We start from the raw sequence: 20,543 nt of genomic DNA on the forward strand, positions 1-20,543 counted from the left end.
TCCCCCTGTCCCACCTCCACGCTGCGGTGCAGGTCGCGCACATCGGCCGCAACCCCGGCGAGCGAGGTGGCCCTCATACACAGGAGGAGGGCGGCCACGGCGGCCGGTGCCCGACGGCTGTGCGGCCCCGGGGCCCGCAGGAGGGCCGCGACGCGCTGCGGCACCGGTCCGGACGTGGCCGCGGGGGCGAAGGCCGGCCGGTGGGACTGTGCCGCACCGACGGCCGGCGCCGCACGGACGATCGCGCGAGCCGTCGGACGCCGGGACCGCCGCGTTCGCACGCCCCTTGCCGAACGGAACCGGGCTGGTAGCGTTCGCACCGATCGTCCCGGCCGACCGGTGCACCATGCGATGCGACAAAGGCTGATACATGAACCGAGACGAGAGGCAGCATCCGCTCCCGGGCCGCCCGGACGGCGAGGAATCCCCGACGAGCGGGTCCACGACGAGCCCGCCGGAAGCGCCGCCGGTGGAGCTCACCCCCGTGGCCGCGGATCTGGTGCGCCGGTTGCGCGAGGCACACGGTCCGCTGATGTTCCATCAGTCGGGCGGTTGTTGCGACGGCAGCGCGCCCATGTGCTACCAGGACGGCGAGTTCCGCACCGGCGGCTCCGATGTGCTGCTGGCCCCGCTCGACGTCGACGGGGTGGCGGAGCGTGTGCCGTTCTGGATGTCGAGGAGTCAGTTCGAGGCGTGGGCGCACACACGGCTGATCATCGATGTGGTGGAGGGGCGGGGCAGCGGATTCTCCCTGGAGGCCCCGGAAGGCGTGCGGTTCCTGATCCGGTCCCGGCTCGTCGGCTCCTGAGAAGCCGCACACGGACCGTTTGCCGAAGCGGCAAGAATGCTTGTGGGTCCGGTGGCGCCGGCCGAATGATCGTTGCACAGGTTGAACCGATGGGCGAGGCACACCCGGCCGGGTGACCCGCGTCGCTCGGCGGCCCCCGCGCACGGCAGCCGGTCGCACCCACGAGGAGAAGCACATGCCATTCACCGATCCGCACACCGCTTCGCTGCCGGACGCCGTCCACCGACTGGTGGAGGTGCCCGGCGGACGTATCCATCTGGTGGAGCAGGGAACCGGCCCCCTGGTCCTGCTGGTCCACGGCTTCCCCGAGTCGTGGTACTCGTGGCGCCACCAGTTGCCGGCCATCGCCGCGGCGGGCTGTCGCGCGGTCGCCGTCGATGTGCGTGGCTACGGACGCTCGTCGAAGCCCGGTGAGGCGGAGGCGTACCGGATGGCGGACCACGTCGCCGACAACGTCGGTGTCGTCCACGCACTCGGTGAACGGTCCGCGACGATCGTGGGCCACGACTGGGGTTCGACGATCGCGGCGAGCAGCGCGCTGCTCATGCCCGAGGTCTTCACCTCCGTGGCCCTGCTCAGCGTCCCGTACGCACCGCGGAACGGTCACCGGCCGACCGAAGCCTTCAGCCGCATCGGTGGTGACGAGGAGTTCTACGTCAGCTACTTCCAGACCCCGGGACGGGCCGAGGCGGAGATCGAACCCGATGTGCGCGGCTGGCTGGCCGGGTTCTACGCCGGACTCTCCGCCGACACGATGCCGTCGGGCGGTGAGGGCAGTCTCTTCTTCGTCCCGCCGGGGGCACGGCTCCGGGACCGGTTCCCCTCCGGCGCCCGTCCTTCCTGGCTGAGCGGGACCGATCTCGATTTCTACGCGGCGGAGTTCGAGCGGACCGGCCTAACCGGGGCGCTCAACAGGTACCGCAACGTCGACCATGACTGGGAGGACCTCGCGGCCTGGGACGGCGCGCCGATCGGACAGCCCTCGCTGTTCATCGGCGGGGAGCTCGACGCGTCGACCACCTGGATGGCCGACGCCATCGAGAGCTTCCCCGAGACCTTGCCCGGACTGGTCTCCTCCCACATCCTGCGGGGGTGCGGGCACTGGATCCAGCAGGAGCGCGCCGCCGACGTCAACCGACTGCTCACCGCATGGCTGGGATCGCCTCAGGTGCGCGCCGCCGGCTGAGCCCGCGGGCAGCCCCGGTCACTCCGTGTCCCGAACCGCGACGATTCCGTTGAACACGCCCACGTACGCCGTTCCGTCGGGACCGATGGTGATCGGCGCCCAGTTGTTGTCGTACGAGGGGCCGGTGCCGGTGAGTTTCTTCCAACGGCGCTCACCGGTGCGGAAGTCCACCGCGGTGAGGTACCAGGCGTCGATGCCGAGACTGTTGGGATCCTTCTCGTAGAAGTACAACAGACCATTGCCGGTGGAGAGTTTGGGCACGGTAGAGGGTGAACGGACGGCACTCTGCCACACGGTGTCGCAGCCGCTGCCGTCCGCCCGTACGTCGATCCGGGTGACACCGCCCACGACGCTCCTCCCGAGCAGCAGGGACGTCAGGTTCTCGTAGCCGTAGTTGTTCTCCACGACGAGGCTGTTGCCCCAACTGATCATGGAGTTGTCGGTGGTCGAGGCACCGGAGCCGAAGACCGGAACCTTGCAGACGAGCCGCCGGTCCGCGGGCACGTCGATGGCGCGGCGGTAGACCAGGACGTTCATCCGGTCGTCGGCGTTGTCGGTGATCGCGACATAGTCGTCCCCGTCGCCGAAGAGGTCCGGCGTGGTGCCGGAGCCCTGGTTGACCGAGCCGGGTTTGGTGCCGGTTCCCCGGTCGTACGTCTGCCGCCACTGCACCCGCGGTGTTCCGTCCGTCGAGGCCGCGAAGCTGTAGAGGGCATGGTCGGAGACGATCGAGACACCGTCCTCCGCTACGGAGAACGAGTTCTGGATCTCCTCCCCCGTGAGCCGCACCGAGCGGATGACGGACGTTTTGGGGTCGACTGTACCGACCCTGCCGAGCCGGGTCACCCACCAGATGCGACCCTGCCAGTCGGGCATCACGGAGGTGACGGGATCGCAGGTGCCGCTGGGGAAGAGGTTGGCCCAGCTGACGCAGTCGTGCGGCACCTGCCCGGTGAGATCCCAGTCGTTATCGGCTACGAAGCGCCAACTGCCGTCCGCCGTACGCTCGTGGGCGATCCGCAGGATGTGCTGGCGGGAGTCGGCGAGGACCACGCGGTCCTGCTCGTCGAGGTAGAAGTAGGCGCCGCCCGACGTGTCCTTGAAGATCTTCGAGAAGTCGAGGCGGGTGATGGCCTCGACGGTCGAGGAGCGTTGCGGGAGCTTGTACTCGGCCAGGGTGTCGAGGGTGCGCGGATCGAGGAGCTTGAGCAGGAAGCCGGTGAATGTGCCGCACACCGTGATCAGCCGGCCCGCCGAGTCGAACGTGGCGGTGGCACACTCCCCGCCGAGCGGGGCGATCTTCTCGCTGCGGACTGCGGGGCTGCGGCCGAGAGGGCCCGAGTACGGGTGGGTGCCGCTGCCCGCCGCGTCGGCGTGCATGGTGCTGCGTCCGTTGGGGGCGAGGAAGGGGTGCTGCGGTGGTGCCTGCCCGGGTACGGGCGAGGCCGTGGCTGGCGCCCCTTGGTAGTCACCGACCAGACGGTGTCCTGGGGCCTTGGGGATCTCGCCCGCCGAGGCCGCGGTGCCTGGCGCCAGGAGTGCGGTGCCGCAGAGGGCGAGCGCCAGGACCAGCGCGCGGGCACGCGCTCTTCGGGACGAAGGAAACATCGGACTCCTCGTTCGGGTACGGAGGTCGCGCCGCCGCACGACGCTAGAGCCACCGCCTTGAGGTGTCCATGGAAGTGCGCGGTGTTTCATGCCCGCTTCACGGCACCGCAATACGGCGCGTCGCGAGACGACCCGGGTCAGCCGGGCACGGGTCCGGGTTACCGGCCGTGACGTCGTGCACGGTCGCGGTGGTCGAGCATCGCCCGTCGGGTCTCGGGGGCCGTCGCCGTGCGTGGTCCGAGGTGGCGGCTCGTCCGGCCGCTGAAGGAAGGAAGCCATGTCCGGGCCGTCGGCAGTGCGTGCACGCGGTGTCGGTGGTCACGCGGGCGCCGTCCTCGCACTCCGGATGGGAACAGGAACCGGGCCGCAGCAGTCGCTCGGCGATGTCCGTGGCACTCCAGCGATGCCGGCCGTCCTCGCCCTTCTCGTGGAGCGCGTGGGCCCAGCGGAGCTTCCATCGGCATTCGAGCCGGTCCAGCAACTGGTCGGCACTGCGCCTGGTCAGCTCACGAAGGATCAACTCGGGCACGGACGAAGGAAGACGGTGGCCGAGCGCCTGCATCAGGGGGTGGGGAAACGCCTGAAGGACATGGCCGACCGGGTCGTTCCCCGATGACGGCTTCGCGCTGCCGGCTGTTCGGAAGGATCACCTTCTGCTCGTGAAACGGTCCGGATCAGGCCTGTTCCGGAGCGTCTCGGATCGATTCCGACGGGCACGGAGGCCCACACCCGTCGCGCCCCGCTTCGGGGCCCATCCGCCCCGTGGCTCGGCCTCGTCATGGGCGGCGGGGTCGAACGATGACGGGCATGGGCAGCAACTCCACACCGCGGACCCGCCGGACCGTCGACGTCACCGGAGCCGACATCAGCATCGGCATCGGCATCGGCATCGGCCGAGCCACCGCGATCGCCTTCGCCGATGGGGGCGCCCCCGTGTTCGCCCGCCGGGCCCCGGTCACCGGACGGGACGCCGGAGTCAGGGTTTGAGACTGCTGACAACGTCGGCCGTGGCCGTCAGTCCGTTCTGAATGGTCGGCGCCATGCTCGTCCCCGCGAGGAAGAACCCGAGCATGGCGCAGACCACCGCGTGCGAGATCTTCAGCCCCCCGTTGCGGAGGAAGACCACCGCAAGGATCAGCAGAAGCACCACCAGTGAGATCGAAATGGCCATGGCCAACCTCCTTAGCCGCGCCGGAATTGCGGCATTCGGCCGCCAGTGTGGCGCAGCCGGAAGGCCATCCGGCGGACTGGCATGTCCGCCATACGGGTGTTGACTGTCTGTCACATCGGGATCGGTGCGCCCCGTCAGCCGCCGAGGGGCGCGGTGCCGGTCCGGGCGTCCCTGTCATGGGTACGCAGGAAGTGTTCCAGCCCCGCCAGGTCATCGGTGTTGAGGTGGTCGACGTCGGCCGCCAGCAGTTCGGTCCACACGGCGTCGCGCTCCGGCCCCACGTCGTCGGGCGTGGCCCAGAAACGGACACGCCGGCCGCTGCGGTGGGCCGCGGCGACGAGGGAACGCAGTTTCTCGCGTTCGGCCGCGGGGAAGGGGCCCGCTCCGCGCCAGACGAAGCTGTCGCTCCAGCTGCCGCTGATGAGCGGGATGAACGAGGCGGCGGCCGCGGTGCCGAGGTCGTCGGGCCGGCCGTCGTAGAAGGCGTAACGCGTGCGCTGCGCCTCCATGGGGACGCGGGCGGCGCGATCACCGGAGACGACGGCCGTGATCGCGCCGGGCCGGACCCGGCCGTGATGATATGTCGTCAGCATCGCCCGGTAGTGGCGGAGTTGCCGGTCCAGTTCGAGGTAGGCGGCCACCCCGTCGGTCTTGATGTCGATCAGCAGCTGAACGGGTTCGCGGTAGTCGGGGTGGACCGTGCCGTGATGGGCGCGGACCCTGCCCAGCAGCGGGTCGAGATAGAGCGAGGCAAGGGTGCGGGTGGGGTCGAGGTCGGCGACCTCGTGGGCGACCAGCAACTCCCCGTCCACCAGGAAGACGTCGGCCTCGACGCTGGTGAAACCGTGGGCGAGTGCGTCGTGCAGGGGGCGCGTGTGCAGATAGTCGTTGTGCGCGTGGGCCCGGCGCAGCGGGCGCGGGCGGCGCCGGCCCGGGGACGAGGGCGCGGCGGACGCGGCGGCTGTCTGCAGAGTCAGCATCGTGCCTGCGGCCACGGTCGCGAGCGCGGTGCTGACGACGCTTCGACGGGTCGGGAACGCCATGGGTTCTCCCGGGGACGAGGGGTGGGCCGGACGGCCGGACGCGACCGATTATGGAATCAGAAGTCGCTCAACGGGATTGCACCGCACAAGAGTTGACCGGATCGCCGTACCCTCGTCGCCTGCTGTTCCCCGGGTCAGGCCGGGACTGCCCAGCGCTGGTTGGCGCCACCGCCGCAGATATGGAGGATGAGCGGGGTGCCGTTGGCGCTGCCGCCTCCGTAGGCGTCGAGGCACTGTCCGGTGGCGGGATTCACCAGGGCCGTCCCGTTCAGCCGCCACTGCTGGGCGGCCGATGCGTCGCAGGCAGCGGTCCGTACGGCGGTGCCGCTCACGGTCATGCAGGTGAACTGGGCCCGCAGGGTGCCGTCGGCGGCCCGCACCCAGTTCTGATTGTTGCCGCCGTTGCAGCTCCAGAGGTTCAGCTGAGCTCCGACGGTGCCGCCGGGGATGTCGACGCAGACACCTCCTGTGCCGGTGATCGATCCGGACGACGAGTTGCCGATGCCGTCCACGTGCACGCTCCCACCACTTTGGCCGGACACCTTGGCACCGCTGGAGCACGTGCTGCTGACGCTGGTGGAGCCGAGGGCGGCTGTGACGGCACCGCCGCCCGACGTACCGGCGGGGAGGTCGAAGAATGCCTGGGAGTAGGGCGAGTCGGCGCAGGTGGCGGCGTTGTTGTTCCAGTCGAAGTATTCGACCCAGTCGACCATGCCGCCCGGCGCGACCGCCGCACCCGAACCCACCTGAAGGCTGCCGAGGACGAATGACGTACCGGCGGTGACATCACTGATCGTGGCCTTGTACCAGCCGGCCGTCGTATCCGGTGCGACGCGGTACCGGTAGTGGTGCCCTGCGGTGAAGCGTTCGCCCAGCCGGCAGGTGTATCCGGTACCGCCCTCGGCGAAGGTCTGACAGTACGTGCCGGTGCTTCCCGCCCGGCCTCCGGTGGCGTCCCAGAGCGAGAAGAGGAACAGGCCTCCGCCGGAGCGGTTGCGCTGCATGCCGATGTAGCCGCCGACCCCGTTGGTGAAGCCGAACTGGTGGGACCAGAAGACGTTCGCCCGGCCCGGGTCGGACTGGACGGTCACTCCGAAGGTGACCTCGTCGAGGGCCGACGTCCCTGACGGGAACGTGTAGTTGCTGTACGACCCCGGGGTCCGGCCGGACGCGACGGACGGTCCGGCCGACCCCAGACAGGCGGCGACGGCAAGGATCACCATGATGACGACGGCGCGTGCTGTGCGCATGCCCCACTCCTCTTGTCGGACGGGCCGAATGACCGACCGGTCATGAGCTCGTCAAACATGGTGGAGTGGGCACAGCGCGATGGGCATGGACTTATCCGGTCGGACTGATGGACTCCCGCGGTGCTCCCGGTCCGGAGATCTCCTGCCAGCCGACCGTGCGGTCGCACCAGCGTTCCAGCAGCACCCGGTCGTGGCCGACGGCCAGCAGTCCGGCCCCGTGCTCGCGTCGGTACGCCTCGACCACCGCGACCAGCGCGGCGGTCGTCGACGCGTCGAGCATCGCGGTCATCTCGTCGCAGATCAGCCAGCGTGGCCGCAGGACCAACGCCCTCGCCAGGCAGGCGCGCTGCAACTGACCGTCGCTCACCTCGTGCGGGCGCCGGTTCAGCAGTTCGGCCGTGAGTCCGACGGCCGGTGCCAGCTCGGCCACCCGGTCCGGCACCTCCGTGCGCCGCCCGGTCGCCCGCAGCGGTTGGGCGATGAGTTCGCGCAGACTGAGCCGGGGGTCGGCCGAGAGCCGGGGCTGCTGGAAGACGACGCCGACTGCCGTGCGCTGGGCACGCGGGGCGCGGTACCGCCAGCCCCGTACCGGTCGGCCGTCGAGCATGACCGTACCCGCGTCCGGCCGGTGCAGCAGGGCGGCGACCCTGGCCAGGGTGGATTTGCCGCAGCCGCTCGGGCCGAGCAGCCCGACGGACTCTCCGGGGGCGACCGCCAGCGAGGCATCGCGGACGACGGGGTCGCGGGGGTCGTATCCGGCGGTGACGTAACTGAGTTCAAGCATGGGTGGACTCCTCCGCGCCTGCCCGCACACCGTGGTGACAGGCCAGACGGCCGTCGAACGGGGGCGGTACGGAGCACCGGTCGTCGGCGCGACCGCAGCGGGGCGCGAACGCGCAGCCCTCGGGAAGTCCTCCGAGCTCCGGCGGCATTCCGGGAATGGCGGTGAACGCACGCTCGGGCAGGGCGTCGACGAGGCCGCGGGCGTACGGGTGGCGCGGACCCGGCTCGCCGAAGAAACGGTCGGCGTCGTCGAGCTCGATGATGCGGCCCGCGTACATCACGGCGACCCGGTCGGCGATCCGTTCGGCCGCCGCCAGGTCATGGGTGATGATCAGCAGCGCCCGGCCCCCGTCGGTGTGCCGGCGCAGTTCGTCCACGGTCCGCTCGACCAGGTCGCGGTCGAGTCCGGTGGTGGGTTCGTCGGCCAGGAGCACAGGCGCGTCACCGATCAGGGCGAGCGCGGTGGCGGCGCGCTGGGCGAGTCCGCCGGAGAGTTGGTGCGGGTGGTTGTCCAGGTGGTCGACCGGAAACGCGGCCCGCGCGGCGGCCTGCTCAGCCGCGGCGCGCAGCGCAGGCTTCCGGGTGCCGGTCAGTTCGCGGAGGGTCTCCTCCAATTGGGCCCGCACCGTACGGACCGGGGTGAGGTGGGCTGCGGGGCTCTGCGGTACGAGCGCGACGCGGCGGCCCCGTATCGTGCGGGCGAGGGTCCGCTCATCGGCGGTGAGGAGATCGGTGCCGTCACCGAGCACCGCCGAGCCCGCGGTGCGCGCGTTGCCGGGGAGCAGCCCCAGCAGCGCGGAGGCGAGCACGGACTTGCCGCAGCCGCTCTCGCCGACCAGGGCCAGGCACTCCCCTGCGGCAAGGTCGAAGTGCGCGTCGCTGACCGCCGCGATGTGCCGTCCGCCGCGCATCCGGAAGCGGACGGAGAGCCCGCGGACGGAGAGCACCGGGGCCGACGAGTCCGAAGCCCGGGGGTCCGGAGCCTGGGGGTCCGGGGTGGTCTTCACAGCATCAGCTCCGATCGGCGTCGGGGGTTGATCCGTTCCCGCCAGGCGCCGGCGAGACCCGCCAGAGCGAGGGTCGGGATGATCAGGAACAGACCGGGGAAGAGCGTCGGCCACCAGTCCCCGGCGAGCAGCGAACCGCGCGCCTGCTGCACGAGGTTGCCCAGGCTCGCCTGGTGGGTGGGGAGTCCGAGCCCCAGGAAGGAGAGGGCGGACTCGTGCCACATGGCGTGCGGCACCATGAGCACCGCCGCGAGAGCCGCCTGTGGCAGCACCGCGGGCAGCAGATGCCGGACGACGACCCGCCCGCGCGAGGCGCCGCCGGAGATCGCCGCGTCGATGAACGGCCGCGAGCGCAGCGACAGCACTTCGGAGCGGACGATCCGGGCCGTCGAGAGCCAGTGCGTGAGGGCGACGGACACGATCACCGGTCCGACGCCGGGCCGGAACATCGCGATGATGAAGATGCCGAGCAGCAGATGCGGTACGGACGAGAAGGTGTCCACGAGTCGCATGACGATCCGGTCGGTCCACCCCCCGAAGGCGGCGGCGAGCGCGCCGACCGCGGTGCCGATGACGGTGGCGGTGACCCCGGCGACGATGCCGACGAGCAGCGAGACGCGGAGCCCGTAGACACATCGCAGGAGCAGGTCGCGGCCGACGTCGTCGGTGCCGAACGGGTGCTCCCAGGACGGCGGCCGAAGTTTCGCCGCGAGGTCGACGGCCTGCTGGTCGAGCTGGACCAGCGGCGGTACCAGGAGGACCGCGAACACCACCGCGGCGACGATTCCGACGGAACTGAAGACGCGGATGCGGCGGGTGGCGCGGCGGGCGTTCCCGAAGGCGGGTTCAGCCATCGAAGCCCACTCTCGGGTCGGCGATCGCGTACAGCAGATCGGAGAGAAGGTTGCCGAGGACGACCGCCGCGGTGGCGAGCACCGTGAGTGCCGCGAGCAGCGGGAAGTCGACGGAGGTGGCGGCCTGCACGGTGGCGGCGGCGATGCCGGGCCAGCTGAAGACCGTCTCGACGAGCAGGGCACCGGTGATGAGTTCGGGGACGCGGGAGCCGATGAGGGTGAGCATCGGCAGCATCCCGGAACGCAGTGCGTGGCCGAGCAGCACGGTGCGTTCACGCAGTCCGCGGGCACGGGCCCCGCGCACCGGGTCCTCGTCGAGCGCGTCGGCGACGCCCTGGCGTACGTAGAGGAAGAACCAGGGCAGTTGGGAGATCCCGAGCACGGCCGCGGGGAGCACCAGATGGGTGGCGACCTGGCCGGCGGTGACCGTGTCGCTGGCCGGATCGGTGAGGCCGCCGGCCGGGAGCGCATCGAGCTTCAGGGCGAAGAACCAGATGGCGAGCAGTCCGAGCCAGAAGGCCGGGGCGGCTTCGAGTGTGTACGCGGCCGAGCCGGCACACCGGTCGAGGAGGCCGCCGGGCCTGCGCGCGGCCAGCACGCCGAGGCCGGTTCCCAGCACGACGGCGACGAGGAACGCGGTCGCGGCGAGCAGCACGGACCAGCCCAGGCGTTCGCCGATGACATCGGCGACCGGCTGGCGCATCACGCCGGAGTCGCCGAGATCGCCGCTCAGCGCGGAGGTCAGCCAGTTCCACCAGCGGGTCACGAGGGGCTGGTCGACGCCGAGGTTGGCCCGCAGCTGATCGAGGTTCTCCTGCGAGGCCGTGAGGCCCGCGGTGCCCGCGTACGCCTTGACCGGGTCGAAAGGGGAGGCTGCGGCCACGGCGAAAACGCCGAACGTCACGACGGCCAGGACGGGAACGGCGAGCAGTACCCGCCGTCCCGCCATCCTGCCCATCGGCCCCCAGGGGAGGCGATGGCTCACTTCTTCGGCGTCCAGTCCTCGACGTTCCACCACGGGCCGGAAGCCAGGCCGTGGTCGTGCGGTTCGACCTGGGTGGTGAGGGTGCCGAAACGGTCCTTCACGACGTAGAGGTGGTCGATGTGGGTGAGGAAGGTGTAGCCGGGGTTCTTCACCAGTTCGCGCTGGACGGTGTCGTAGGCGGCCTTGCGTGCGGCCTTGTCACCGCTTCTGCGGCCCGCTTCGAGGGCCTGGTCGACGGCCTTGTTGTCGTACCACGCCATGTTGTTGAAGCCGTCGCCCGCGAGCGAGGACTTCAGCAGGGTGTACTGGTCGAAGTCGGGGTCTGCGGGCGATCCGCCTCCGGCGAGGACCGCGTCCTGCTTCATCCGGGGCTCGATGACCTCCCAGGTCCCGGCCTCGGTGGTGATGGCGATGCCGGCCTTCTTGGCGTCGGAGGCATAGGCGAGCGCGTGGTCCTGACGGAGCTTGTCGCCGGTGAGGTACCAGAGCGGGAACGCCGCGCGTACGCCGTCCTTGGTGCGGATGCCGTCCTTGCCGGGCTTCCACCCGGCCTTGTCGAGGATCTTCTTCGCGGCGGCCAGGTCGTGGGTGCGTTCGGTGCCCTTGGTGAACCACTCGCTGTCGGTGGGGACGGGACCGTAGGCCGGCCTGCCCTCGCCGTTGAGGATGGAGTCGACCATGGCCCGGCGGTCGACGGCGACGTCGAGGGCGCGGCGGATCGCGGTGTCGCCCGCGACCTTGTTGTGGGTGGGCAGGGTCACCGTGCGGTAGTCGTACGTCGTGGCGGCGTACGTCCGCATACCGCTGCCGCGGGCGAAGCCCTCGGCCAGGTTGGGCGGCAGGATCGCGCCGTCGAGCTCGCCGGAGCGCAGCCGGGTGGCGCGTACGTCGTCGTCCTTGATGATCGCCATGGTGAACTTCTTCACCTTCGGCGCGCCGCCCCAGTAGTCGGGGTTGGCCCTGAAGCTCAGCTTCTCGCCCTTGGACCACTTGGTGAGGAGGTACGGTCCCGTGCCGATGGGGTGGGTGGTGAAGGCGCCGGTGTTGACATCCTGCTTGCCCGCGACGTGTTCGGGGGCGATGGGCAGGACCGTGCGCTGCGCGAAGGGTGCGTAGGGGTACTTGAGCGTGAAGACCACGGTGTCGTCGCCGGACGCCTCGACGCTCTTCACCGCGTCCAGTTCGGTCCGGGACGCGTTGTTGGTCTTCTCGTCGAGGATGGTGCGGTAGGTGAAGACGACGTCCTTGGCACCGAACGGCTTCCCGTCGCTGAACTTCACGCCGCTGCGGAGCTTGTACGTGTACGTCAGTCCGTCGTCGCCCACCTCGGGCAGGGCCGCGGCGAGCGCGGGCCGCAGCTTCATGTTCCCGTCGAGGGCGAGCAGCCCGTCGAATATTTTGGAGTTGCCGTCCTTGCCGTAGCCCAGGAGCGGGCTGAGGCTGTCGGGCTCGTAGGCGATACCGACCACCGCCGAGTCCCCCGCGCCCGAGCCGGAGCCGCCGCCGTCCGCGCCACCCGGTTGTGAACAGGCCGCCGCGGTCAACGACAGCACGGTCGCCAGCGTCACGGCGGCCGCTCCCCGTATCGATCGGGCCGTCATACTCTGCACATCCCTTATTGAAGATCGACTGTTATTGCGAGTCAGTCGCAATTAAACAACAGGTAAAGGGATGCCCGGTACCCCGCCGCAGGGGAGCACGACGGAGCGGAGGTGGGTGTGCCCACACCTCCGCTCCCAAGTCCCCCTGTGTCGCGGGCCGTTCCCCGCGTCCGGCTACGGCGCGGGCAGTTCCACGAGTTCGGCGACGGTCCCGCGATGGTGCCCGGCCGTGCCGTACGCGATCGAGTCGGCCTTGGCGCGCTTGAGATAGAGATGCGCCGGGTGCTCCCAGGTCATGCCGATGCCGCCGTGCAGCTGGATGCACTCCTCCGCCGCGTGCACCGCGACCTGCGAGCAGTAGGCCTGTGCGACGGCCACCGCCAACGGCGTGTCGGGGCTGCCGGTCGCGAGGGCGTCCGCGGCGTTCCGCGCGGCGGCGCGGGCCGAGACGACCTCCAGCCAGAGCTGTGCCATGCGGTGTTTAAGGGCCTGGAAGGAGCCGATCGGCCGGTTGAACTGGTGCCGTTCGCGGGTGTGGCGGACCATCTCGGTCAGGCACCATTCGGCCAGTCCGAGCTGTTCGGAGGCGAGCAGACCCGCGCCGGCCAACAGCCCCCGGCGTACCGCGGCGACCGCGGACGCGCCGTCGGCCAGACGCGTTCCGGCGGCTCCGGCGAGCGTGACGGTGGCGAGTGGGCGGGTCAGGTCGAGGGGGACGACGGGTTCGACGGTGACGCCTTCGGCTGCGGTCTCCACCGCGTACAGGCCGTCGGTCGTGGGCACCAGCAGCACATCGGCCGCGGACGCGTCGGCGACGCCGGTCATCCTCCCCTCCACCGCGCCGGCGACGACACCGGCCGGTTGCGCGGCTCCGGGCTCCGGGGCGGAGAACGGCACGGCGAGGACCGCGACCTTGCGCCCTGTGGCGAGGGCGCCGAGGAGTCCTTCGACCGGCCCGTCCTGCGTCGGCAGCGCGAGAAGCGTCTCGGTGGCGACGACCGCGCTCGTCAGATAGGGGGCGGGGGCGACGCTGCGGCCCAGCTCCTCCAGCACCACCGCGGCCTCGCGATGGCCCGCGCCCTGTCCGCCCAGCCGCTCCGGCACCAGCAGCCCGGCGGCGCCGATGTCGGCGGCGAGGGCCTTCCAGAGCCGCGGGTCGTAGGGCGTGTCGGACTCGACGCGGGCGAGCACCGTCCGCGCGTCGCACCGGTCGGTGAGCAGTGAACGCACCGCTGCCCGCACATCGTCCTCGGCCTCGGAGTACAGCAGATCGGGCGCCTGGGTCTCTTCGGTCGGTGCGGTCATCGGGCCAGGTCCTTCCAGGCGACGTCCTTGTCGTTGCGCGGTTCGACGGGCAGGCCCAGTACGCGCTCCGCGACGATGTTGAGCAGTACCTCGCTGGTGCCGCCCTCGATGGAGTTGCCCTTGGAGCGGAGGTAGCGGTAGCCGGCGTCACGTCCGGTGAAGTCGACGAGCTCCGGACGACGCATGGCCCAATCGCTGTACAACAGGCCCTCCTCGCCGAGGAGTTCGACTTCCAGGCCGCTGATCTCCTGGTTCAGCCGGGCGAAGGCCAGCTTCATTCCGGAACCTTCGGGGCCAGGCTGTCCGGCGACGAGCTGCTGGCGCAGCCGGGCGCCGGTGAGCCTGGCGACCTCGGCCTCGACCCAGAGGGTCAGCAGGCGCTGATGAAGGTCGTGGGTGCGCAGTTCGGGCCGTTCTCGCCAGGTGCGGGCGACCGGGCCGATCATGCCGCCCTCGCGCGGGATGCGCGCCCCGCCGATGGAGACCCGCTCGTTCATCAGGGTGGTCCGGGCGACCTTCCAGCCTTCGCCGACCGGGCCGAGGCGCCTGCTGTCCGGGATACGTACACCGGTGAGGAACACCTCGTTGAACTCGGCCTCGCCGGTGATCTGGCGCAACGGCCTGACCTCGACGCCGGGGTCGGTCATGTCGCAGATGAAGTAGCTGATGCCGAGGTGCTTGGGCTGGTCCGGATCACTGCGGGCGATGAGGATCGCCCAGCGGGCCAGATGGGCGCTGGACGTCCAGACCTTCTGCCCGTCGACCACCCAGTCCTCGCCGTCGCGGACCGCGCGGGTGCCGAGCGCGGCAAGGTCGGAGCCCGCGCCCGGTTCGCTGAAGAGCTGGCACCAGATCTCCTCGCCGACCCACAACGGCCGCAGGAAGCGCTGCTTCTGCTCGTCGGTGCCGTAGCCGAGGATGGTGGGGGCGGCCATGCCGAGACCGATGCCGATCCGGCGCGGGTCGTTGTCGGGGGCGCCCGCGGCAGCGAGTTCGGCGTCCACGACGGGCTGCAGGGATCGCGGCGCGTCGAGACCGCCGAGGCCGGCCGGGTAGTGCACCCAGGCGAGCCCGGCGTCGAAGCGCGCCTTGAGGAAGTCGGTGCGGTCGGTGGTGGCAGGGGGGTGTGCGGCCAGCAGGTCCTGGGTGCGGCGGCGGAGTTCGGCGGCGTCGGGGGCCTTCATCGGGCGGCTCCCGACGGGAGGACGACGATCCGGCCGGTGCTGGTGCCGTCGGCGACCCGCTGTACGGCGGCCGCGGCCCCGGCGAGCTCGACCCGCTCGCTGATGAGCGGCTTGATGGCCCCCTGAGCCGCCAGACGGGTCAGCTCGTCGTGGCAGGCGCGGACCGCGGCGGGGTCCTTGGTGTTGTACAGGCCCCAGTGGAGCCCGACGATCGAGTAGTTCTTGACCAGGGCGTGGTTCAGCGCCGGGGCGGGGATGGCGCCGCTCGCGAAACCCACGACGACCACCCGGCCCTCGAAGGCGATGCACTTCACGGACTTGGCGTACGCGTCGCCGCCGACCGGGTCGTACACCACGTCGACGCCGCGTCCGTCGGTGGCTTCCTTGACCGCGGCGACGATGTCCTCACCTCGGCGGTCGATGACCAGGTCGCAGCCGAGCGCCGTGGCTGTCTCGGCCTTCTCGGGGCCTCCGACGACACCGATGACGGTGGCTCCGGCCGCCTTGCCGAGCTGGACGGCCGCGCTGCCGACGCCACCGGCCGCCGCATGGACCAGGAGGGTCTCGCCCGCCCGGAGGTGTGCCCTGCGGTGGAGGCCGAACCAGCCGGTCTGGTAGCCGATGTGCAGGGCGGCGGCCTCGGCGTCGTCCAGGGTCTCCGGGGCGGGCAGGAGCGCCGCCTCGTCCGCGACGACGTACTCGGCGAATCCACCGTTCGGCAGAGCCGGGGTGGCGAGCACCCGCCGCCCGTCCGCCGTCCTGCCGCAGATCTCCACGCCGGGGGTGAAGGGCAGGGGCGGGCGCACCTGGTACTGGCCGCGGCAGAGCAGCGCGTCGGGGAAGTTGACGTTCGCCGCGAGCACCTCGACGAGCACCTGCCCGTCACCTGGCGTGGGCCGGTCGGTCTCTTCGAGCCGCATCACCTCGCTCGGCTCGCCGTTCCGGTGCACTCGCCATGCCTGCATGAGGGGCCTCCACAACACTGTCGGCATTACCACTGCTCCGGCGCATACTAAGCGGTCGCTTGCCTTTCTGGGAACAACCTGCCCATGCCGGTTTCGGCCGGAGACGCACAGGGCTGTGCCCGGTCCCGCCCGAAACTCTTCGGGCGGGACCGGGCGTGGGACGGTTGCGTGAGCCTTCCGTGAGCCGGGGTGGCGGACGGAGGGATCTCGCCCCCGTCCGCCCGTCGGGCCTCAGTCCTGCCCGGTCACCACCACCTCGGCGATCTGCGGCGCCGCCGAACCCGTACGCCAGACGAGACGTACCGAGTCGGCCGTACGGGCCGCCGTGCTCACCCGGCTGTACGGGCCGTCGAGCGCGCCGATGGTCAGCCAGGATCCGTCGGCGCCCCGCAGCTGGATGTCGGCGCGACCGGCCGATCCGGCCGGCTGCAGGACGGTGACGGACCGTACGGAACGAGCGGTGCCGAGTGTCAACTCCAGCGCCTCCCCCGCCTCAGGGGCGCGGGCCGCCCGGTAGACGGTGCCGGGGTCGCCGTCGGAGGCCGCCCGCAGCGAGGATCCGGCCGCAGCGGGCGGTCCGCCGGTCACGGCTCCCTCCGCGGTCGCCACGCCGAACTCCCGCACGACGAGCCAGTTCTCCTGGCCGGCGGTCGCCCGCGCCCGCACATAGCGCGCCTTGGTTCCGGCCGGCACGGTCGCGGTGACGTCCGGCTTTCCGGAGAAGGCGGTGAGCTGCTGCCACTGCTGTCCGTCGGCCGAGTACTCAAGAACGCCTTCGTGGAGGTAGTCGTCGGCGCTGCCGGGTTTGGCCATGGCGAGAGTGATGTCGCCGATGTCCCGTACCCGGCCCAGGTCCACGGTGATCCCGTCACCGGCGGCGGGCGCCCCGTCGCTCCAGAAGTAGGTGGAGTCGTCACCGTCGAGCATCCGCGCCGGCGTGTTGCTCTGATACGTACCCAGGCTGGTCGTCACCGAGGGCCGCCCGCTCACCCCGAGTATCCGGTCGTACTCGGCGTTCGCCGCGTCGATGAAGCGGTCCAGCACCCCGTCACCGACGAGGACCGGCACCTTGCGACCGTCGAGGCCGGTGTAGGTGAAGGACTTCGCCGCGGTGACCTCTGCGACCAGCCGCTGCCGGAGCTCCCAGGCCTGCGCGCCCTTCCCGGTGCGGGCGGCCTCGACCATGCTCAGAGCCGTACGGGCGGCGACGGCCCAGGACTTGGTCGCGTCCAGCCACGGGGCGGAGTCGGCCAGGAAGCCCCGGTCCGGGAGATTGCTGCGCAACCGGTCGGGGGCGGAGCCGAGCACGCCGAGCACCGAGGCGAGGTGGGCGGCGTCGCCGGACTTCCAGTAGTCGGCGAACTCCGCGGCCAGTTCGGGAGCCTGGTCCTTGTTGAGCGCCGAGCTGTAGTTGACGTCGGCGAAGGCCCGCAGCGCCTTCTCGGTACGCGGGTCGCCGCCCGCGTACTCCTTGAGCCCCTCGCCCCATGAGGCACGGGCGTCGTACGCGGCGTCGTTCCACGCGTAGTCGGCGACGGTGTACAGGGCGATCTTCGAGGCGTACGGCTGGATCATCGGGTTGGCGGTGATCCCGGCCAGCTTGCCGGGCAGCCCCTTCTCCCGTCCGCTGAACGGGCCGAGCAGCAGCCGGTCGGTCGCGTAGTCATTGACCGGGTAGTTGTCCCACGTCAGGATCGGGTGGCCGAAGACCGTGCGGGCGGCCTCGGCCTGGGCGACGGTCATGGTCGGGGCGACGACTCCCACGCCGGTCCATTCGACGAGGACATCGGGGTCGAGTTGCTCGGACAGCGCCTTCTTGTACGGCGACGCGGAGACGTTGTAGTACTCGGTGGGGACCATCTGGAGTGGCTGGGCGCCCGGGTGCGTGGAGATGAACTCCTTGTTGACCCGGTTGAGCAGATAGGCCTGCGCCGCGCCCGCCGCGCCACCACCGGTCCCCCATTTCGCCTTGTCCTCGGCGCAGTTCCAGTCGGTGTAGCTGATGTCGTCGAGCGGCACGGCGAAGGTCCGCACGCCGATGTCCCAGATCGTCTGGAACTTGTCGACCAGCGCCTCGGCGTCGGCATCGGAGCTGTAGCAGACCGAGAGGCCGGGCGAGAGCGCGTAGGTGAACTCCACATGCCGCTCGACGGCCCGGCCGGCGAGGTCCTCGATCTGGGCCAGCCGGTCGGCCGGGTAGGGGTCGCGCCACTTCGCGCGGAGGTACGTGTCGTCCTTCGGCGAGTAGACGTAGATGTTCATCTTGTGCTCGCCGTAGTAGTCGAGCTGGTCGAGCCGGGCCTCATGCGACCACGGGGTGCCGTAGAAGCCCTCGATGACCCCGCGCAGCGCGGTGCCGGGCCAGTCGCGCACGGCGAGCCCGGCGACCTTGGCACCCGGATGTGTCTCCTGCGGCAAAACCTGGCGCAGGCTCTGTGCGGCGTAGTACGTGCCCGTGGTGTCCTTGCCCGCGAGGACGACGCGGCCGGCGCCGATGCCGAGGACGTAGCCGTCGGCGGGCAGTGCCGACGGGCCGTCGAGACGCAGGGCGGCGAGCGCGGCGGCATCGCCGACATGGACGGTGAGCCCGCTCCTGCCGGGCTTGTCCCCGCGTACGACGCGCCGCGCTCCGGCCCGGCGCAGCGCGCTCTCCACCACACGCAGGGAGGGCTCGTCGGAGGTCGCGCCCGCCACCAGGGTGACGGTGGGGCTGATGGTGATCCGGTCGGATCGGTTCTTCACGGACTGCGGGGTCGGCGTGATGACCGGAGTGCCCCGGCCGTCGTCGGCCTGCGCCTGACGGGTGGTCCGGGTGCTGTCGGCTGCCTGGGCGGGCGGCACTGCGGTCAGCAGGCCGCCCGCGAGCAGGGTCGCCGCCGCGCCGAGCGCGGTGAGACGGGATGGGCGAGGCGTCACTGGTCCTCCATTGATCACTCAAGTCACCGGAGTCGCGCAACACAACAACACCGAATTCAACATCACGACGCTTACATGTCAATGGTCTGGACAACATCAACTCGCTGACCTGCGATTTTGTACTCAGAATCCCCATTCGCGACGCATGACAGTGGGCGTGGCCAGCAGGTGACGACTCAGGCCCGGGAAAGACGATCGCGGCGGACTTTGCATGATCATGCGAGATTATGCATACTCTTCCTATGTCTAAGGTCCTCACCTCTCTCCCCGCCGGCGAGCGCGTCGGCATCGCCTTCTCGGGCGGTCTCGACACCTCGGTCGCGGTCGCGTGGATGCGCGACAAGGGCGCCGTCCCGTGCACCTACACCGCCGACATCGGCCAGTACGACGAGCCCGACATCGCCTCGGTGCCCGGCCGCGCCAAGACCTACGGTGCCGAGATCGCGCGCCTGGTCGACTGCCGCGCGGCACTGGTCGAGGAGGGCCTGGCCGCGCTCACGTGCGGGGCGTTCCACATCCGCTCGGGCGGGCGCGCCTACTTCAACACCACGCCGCTCGGCCGCGCCGTCACGGGCACCCTGCTGGTCCGGGCGATGCTTGAGGACGACGTACAGATCTGGGGCGACGGCTCGACCTTCAAGGGCAACGACATCGAGCGGTTCTACCGGTACGGTCTGCTCGCCAACCCGCACCTGCGGATCTACAAGCCCTGGCTGGACGCGGACTTCGTGACCGAACTCGGCGGCCGCAAGGAAATGTCGGAGTGGCTCGTCGCCCACGACCTGCCCTACCGCGACAGCACGGAGAAGGCGTACTCCACGGACGCCAACATCTGGGGCGCCACTCACGAGGCCAAGACCCTGGAGCACCTGGACACCGGCGTGGAGACGGTGGAGCCGATCATGGGCGTGCGGTTCTGGGACCCCTCGATCGAGATCGCCACCGAGGACGTGACCATCGGCTTCGACCAGGGCCGCCCGGTGACGATCAACGGCAAGGAGTTCCCCTCCCCCGTCGACCTGGTGATGGAGGCGAACGCCATCGGCGGCCGGCACGGCATGGGCATGTCGGACCAGATCGAGAACCGGATCATCGAGGCCAAGAGCCGCGGCATCTACGAGGCGCCCGGCATGGCCCTGCTGCACGCGGCGTACGAGCGCCTGGTCAACGCGATCCACAACGAGGACACCCTTGCCCAGTACCACAACGAGGGACGGCGCCTCGGCCGGCTGATGTACGAGGGCCGCTGGCTGGACCCGCAGGCCCTGATGGTGCGGGAGTCGCTCCAGCGCTGGGTCGGCGCGGCCGTCACCGGTGAGGTGACGCTGCGGCTGCGGCGCGGCGAGGACTACTCGATCCTCGACACCACGGGCCCGGCCTTCAGCTACCACCCGGACAAGCTGTCCATGGAGCGCACCGAGGACTCGGCGTTCGGCCCGGTCGACCGCATCGGCCAGCTCACCATGCGCAACCTCGACATCGCCGACTCGCGAGCCAAGCTGGAGCAGTACGCCGGGATCGGCCTGATCGGCACCGCCAATCCCGCCATCGGCGCTGCCCAGGCGGCCGCGACCGGGCTGATCGGCACCATGCCGGAGGGCGGCGCCGAGGCCATCGCCTCACGCGGCGAGGTCTCCGGCGACGACGAGATGCTGGACCGCGCCGCTATGGAGTTCGGCACGGACTGATCAGGCCCGTCGGGCGGAAGGCTCGACACCCCCGAGGGGCACACCTCAACGGAGAAGGGGGGGGGGGGGGGGGGGGGGGGCGCGGCCCCCCCCGGCCGCGGGGGGGGGGGGGGGGGGGGGGGGGGGGGGCCCGGGCCCCCCGGGGCCGGCGGGGAAGGACATCCCCGGTGATCTCGTACCCTCGCGCCT

The 20,543-nt window shown here is 70.9% G+C and carries 17 protein-coding genes; 4 read left to right on the forward strand and 13 right to left on the reverse strand.

Features of this window, described 5'->3' with window-relative positions; translation table 11 throughout:
• Positions 1-370: 370 nt before the first annotated feature.
• The gene (locus ACZ68L_RS31925) at positions 371-808 is read left to right on the forward strand and encodes a DUF779 domain-containing protein (RefSeq protein WP_469583834.1); all 438 of its coding nucleotides are present in this window, start codon (positions 371-373) and stop codon (positions 806-808) included.
• A gap of 175 nt (positions 809-983) precedes the next feature.
• The gene (locus ACZ68L_RS31930) at positions 984-1,994 is read left to right on the forward strand and encodes an alpha/beta fold hydrolase (RefSeq protein WP_469583836.1); all 1,011 of its coding nucleotides are present in this window, start codon (positions 984-986) and stop codon (positions 1,992-1,994) included.
• Between the two features lie 18 nt (positions 1,995-2,012).
• Here ACZ68L_RS31930 and ACZ68L_RS31935 read toward each other — a convergent pair whose 3' ends face one another.
• Complete coding sequence (locus ACZ68L_RS31935; RefSeq protein ID WP_469583838.1) at positions 2,013-3,602, reverse strand: hypothetical protein; 1,590 nt, start codon at positions 3,600-3,602, stop codon at positions 2,013-2,015.
• Positions 3,603-4,409: 807 nt separating this feature from the next.
• On the opposite strand from ACZ68L_RS31935, the gene ACZ68L_RS31940 reads away from it, so the two are divergent.
• The gene (locus tag ACZ68L_RS31940) at positions 4,410-4,589 is read left to right on the forward strand and encodes a hypothetical protein (protein ID WP_469583841.1); all 180 of its coding nucleotides are present in this window, start codon (positions 4,410-4,412) and stop codon (positions 4,587-4,589) included.
• On the opposite strand, the gene ACZ68L_RS31945 is transcribed toward ACZ68L_RS31940, so the two are convergent.
• The 12 genes from ACZ68L_RS31945 to ACZ68L_RS32000 form a co-directional block, all read right to left on the reverse strand.
• Positions 4,579-4,773, reverse strand: a complete 195-nt coding sequence (locus tag ACZ68L_RS31945) for a hypothetical protein (RefSeq protein ID WP_361453495.1) — start codon at positions 4,771-4,773, stop codon at positions 4,579-4,581. The two genes, ACZ68L_RS31940 and ACZ68L_RS31945, sit on opposite strands and share 11 nt — an antisense overlap.
• A gap of 134 nt (positions 4,774-4,907) precedes the next feature.
• A complete protein-coding gene (locus tag ACZ68L_RS31950; RefSeq protein WP_469583844.1) occupies positions 4,908-5,816 on the reverse strand; it encodes a phosphatidylinositol-specific phospholipase C/glycerophosphodiester phosphodiesterase family protein in 909 nt (302 codons plus the stop codon).
• A 134-nt stretch (positions 5,817-5,950) separates the two neighbouring features.
• Positions 5,951-7,066 (reverse strand): ricin-type beta-trefoil lectin domain protein, encoded by a 1,116-nt coding sequence (locus ACZ68L_RS31955; protein WP_469583846.1) that lies wholly within the window; start codon positions 7,064-7,066, stop codon positions 5,951-5,953.
• Positions 7,067-7,157: 91 nt separating this feature from the next.
• Positions 7,158-7,850: an ABC transporter ATP-binding protein gene (locus ACZ68L_RS31960; protein WP_469583849.1), complete on the reverse strand. Its 693-nt coding sequence runs from the start codon at positions 7,848-7,850 to the stop codon at positions 7,158-7,160.
• Entirely contained in the window at positions 7,843-8,760 is a 918-nt protein-coding gene (locus ACZ68L_RS31965; protein ID WP_469583883.1) for an ABC transporter ATP-binding protein, read from the reverse strand. Before ACZ68L_RS31965 ends, ACZ68L_RS31960 begins: the two co-directional genes overlap by 8 nt.
• A 92-nt stretch (positions 8,761-8,852) precedes the next feature.
• Positions 8,853-9,710 (reverse strand): ABC transporter permease, encoded by an 858-nt coding sequence (locus ACZ68L_RS31970; protein ID WP_469583853.1) that lies wholly within the window; start codon positions 9,708-9,710, stop codon positions 8,853-8,855.
• Entirely contained in the window at positions 9,703-10,668 is a 966-nt protein-coding gene (locus tag ACZ68L_RS31975; protein WP_469583886.1) for an ABC transporter permease, read from the reverse strand. The genes ACZ68L_RS31970 and ACZ68L_RS31975 overlap by 8 nt, the downstream gene beginning before the upstream one ends.
• A 23-nt stretch (positions 10,669-10,691) precedes the next feature.
• Positions 10,692-12,296, reverse strand: a complete 1,605-nt coding sequence (locus ACZ68L_RS31980) for an ABC transporter substrate-binding protein (protein ID WP_469583855.1) — start codon at positions 12,294-12,296, stop codon at positions 10,692-10,694.
• A gap of 174 nt (positions 12,297-12,470) precedes the next feature.
• Positions 12,471-13,601 carry an acyl-CoA dehydrogenase family protein gene (locus ACZ68L_RS31985; RefSeq protein WP_469583858.1) on the reverse strand — a complete coding sequence of 377 codons (1,131 nt, stop codon included), beginning with the start codon at positions 13,599-13,601 and terminating at the stop codon, positions 12,471-12,473.
• Positions 13,598-14,785, reverse strand: a complete 1,188-nt coding sequence (locus ACZ68L_RS31990; protein WP_469583861.1) for an acyl-CoA dehydrogenase family protein — start codon at positions 14,783-14,785, stop codon at positions 13,598-13,600. The genes ACZ68L_RS31985 and ACZ68L_RS31990 overlap by 4 nt, the downstream gene beginning before the upstream one ends.
• Positions 14,782-15,750: an NADPH:quinone oxidoreductase family protein gene (locus tag ACZ68L_RS31995; protein ID WP_469583863.1), complete on the reverse strand. Its 969-nt coding sequence runs from the start codon at positions 15,748-15,750 to the stop codon at positions 14,782-14,784. The genes ACZ68L_RS31990 and ACZ68L_RS31995 overlap by 4 nt, the downstream gene beginning before the upstream one ends.
• Positions 15,751-15,981: 231 nt before the next feature.
• On the reverse strand, positions 15,982-18,666 hold the full coding sequence (locus ACZ68L_RS32000) for a beta-N-acetylglucosaminidase domain-containing protein (RefSeq protein WP_469583865.1): 2,685 nt from the start codon (positions 18,664-18,666) through the stop codon (positions 15,982-15,984).
• Positions 18,667-18,908: 242 nt separating this feature from the next.
• Between ACZ68L_RS32000 and argG the strand changes: the two genes are divergently transcribed.
• A complete protein-coding gene (gene argG, locus ACZ68L_RS32005) occupies positions 18,909-20,354 on the forward strand; it encodes an argininosuccinate synthase (RefSeq protein WP_469583868.1) in 1,446 nt (481 codons plus the stop codon).
• Positions 20,355-20,543 lie beyond the last annotated feature (189 nt).

The sequence above is a fragment of the Streptomyces sp. NPDC104309 genome (genome assembly GCF_055584025.1).

Excerpts from the sequence above, each read along its gene's own strand:
- ACZ68L_RS31935 (WP_469583838.1), bottom strand. The coding sequence starts at position 3,602 with ATGTTTCCTTCGTCCCGAAGAGCGCGTGCCCGCGCGCTGGTCCTGGCG.
- ACZ68L_RS31930 (WP_469583836.1), top strand. The coding sequence starts at position 984 with ATGCCATTCACCGATCCGCACACCGCTTCGCTGCCGGACGCCGTCCAC.
- ACZ68L_RS31970 (WP_469583853.1), bottom strand. The coding sequence starts at position 9,710 with ATGGCTGAACCCGCCTTCGGGAACGCCCGCCGCGCCACCCGCCGCATC.
- ACZ68L_RS31940 (WP_469583841.1), top strand. The coding sequence starts at position 4,410 with ATGGGCAGCAACTCCACACCGCGGACCCGCCGGACCGTCGACGTCACC.
- ACZ68L_RS31995 (WP_469583863.1), bottom strand. The coding sequence starts at position 15,750 with ATGCAGGCATGGCGAGTGCACCGGAACGGCGAGCCGAGCGAGGTGATG.
- argG (WP_469583868.1), top strand. The coding sequence starts at position 18,909 with ATGTCTAAGGTCCTCACCTCTCTCCCCGCCGGCGAGCGCGTCGGCATC.
- ACZ68L_RS31955 (WP_469583846.1), bottom strand. The coding sequence starts at position 7,066 with ATGCGCACAGCACGCGCCGTCGTCATCATGGTGATCCTTGCCGTCGCC.
- ACZ68L_RS31960 (WP_469583849.1), bottom strand. The coding sequence starts at position 7,850 with ATGCTTGAACTCAGTTACGTCACCGCCGGATACGACCCCCGCGACCCC.
- ACZ68L_RS31975 (WP_469583886.1), bottom strand. The coding sequence starts at position 10,668 with ATGGGCAGGATGGCGGGACGGCGGGTACTGCTCGCCGTTCCCGTCCTG.
- ACZ68L_RS31945 (WP_361453495.1), bottom strand. The coding sequence starts at position 4,773 with ATGGCCATTTCGATCTCACTGGTGGTGCTTCTGCTGATCCTTGCGGTG.
- ACZ68L_RS31925 (WP_469583834.1), top strand. The coding sequence starts at position 371 with ATGAACCGAGACGAGAGGCAGCATCCGCTCCCGGGCCGCCCGGACGGC.
- ACZ68L_RS31980 (WP_469583855.1), bottom strand. The coding sequence starts at position 12,296 with ATGACGGCCCGATCGATACGGGGAGCGGCCGCCGTGACGCTGGCGACC.
- ACZ68L_RS31950 (WP_469583844.1), bottom strand. The coding sequence starts at position 5,816 with ATGGCGTTCCCGACCCGTCGAAGCGTCGTCAGCACCGCGCTCGCGACC.
- ACZ68L_RS31990 (WP_469583861.1), bottom strand. The coding sequence starts at position 14,785 with ATGAAGGCCCCCGACGCCGCCGAACTCCGCCGCCGCACCCAGGACCTG.
- ACZ68L_RS31965 (WP_469583883.1), bottom strand. The coding sequence starts at position 8,760 with ATGCGCGGCGGACGGCACATCGCGGCGGTCAGCGACGCGCACTTCGAC.
- ACZ68L_RS31985 (WP_469583858.1), bottom strand. The coding sequence starts at position 13,601 with ATGACCGCACCGACCGAAGAGACCCAGGCGCCCGATCTGCTGTACTCC.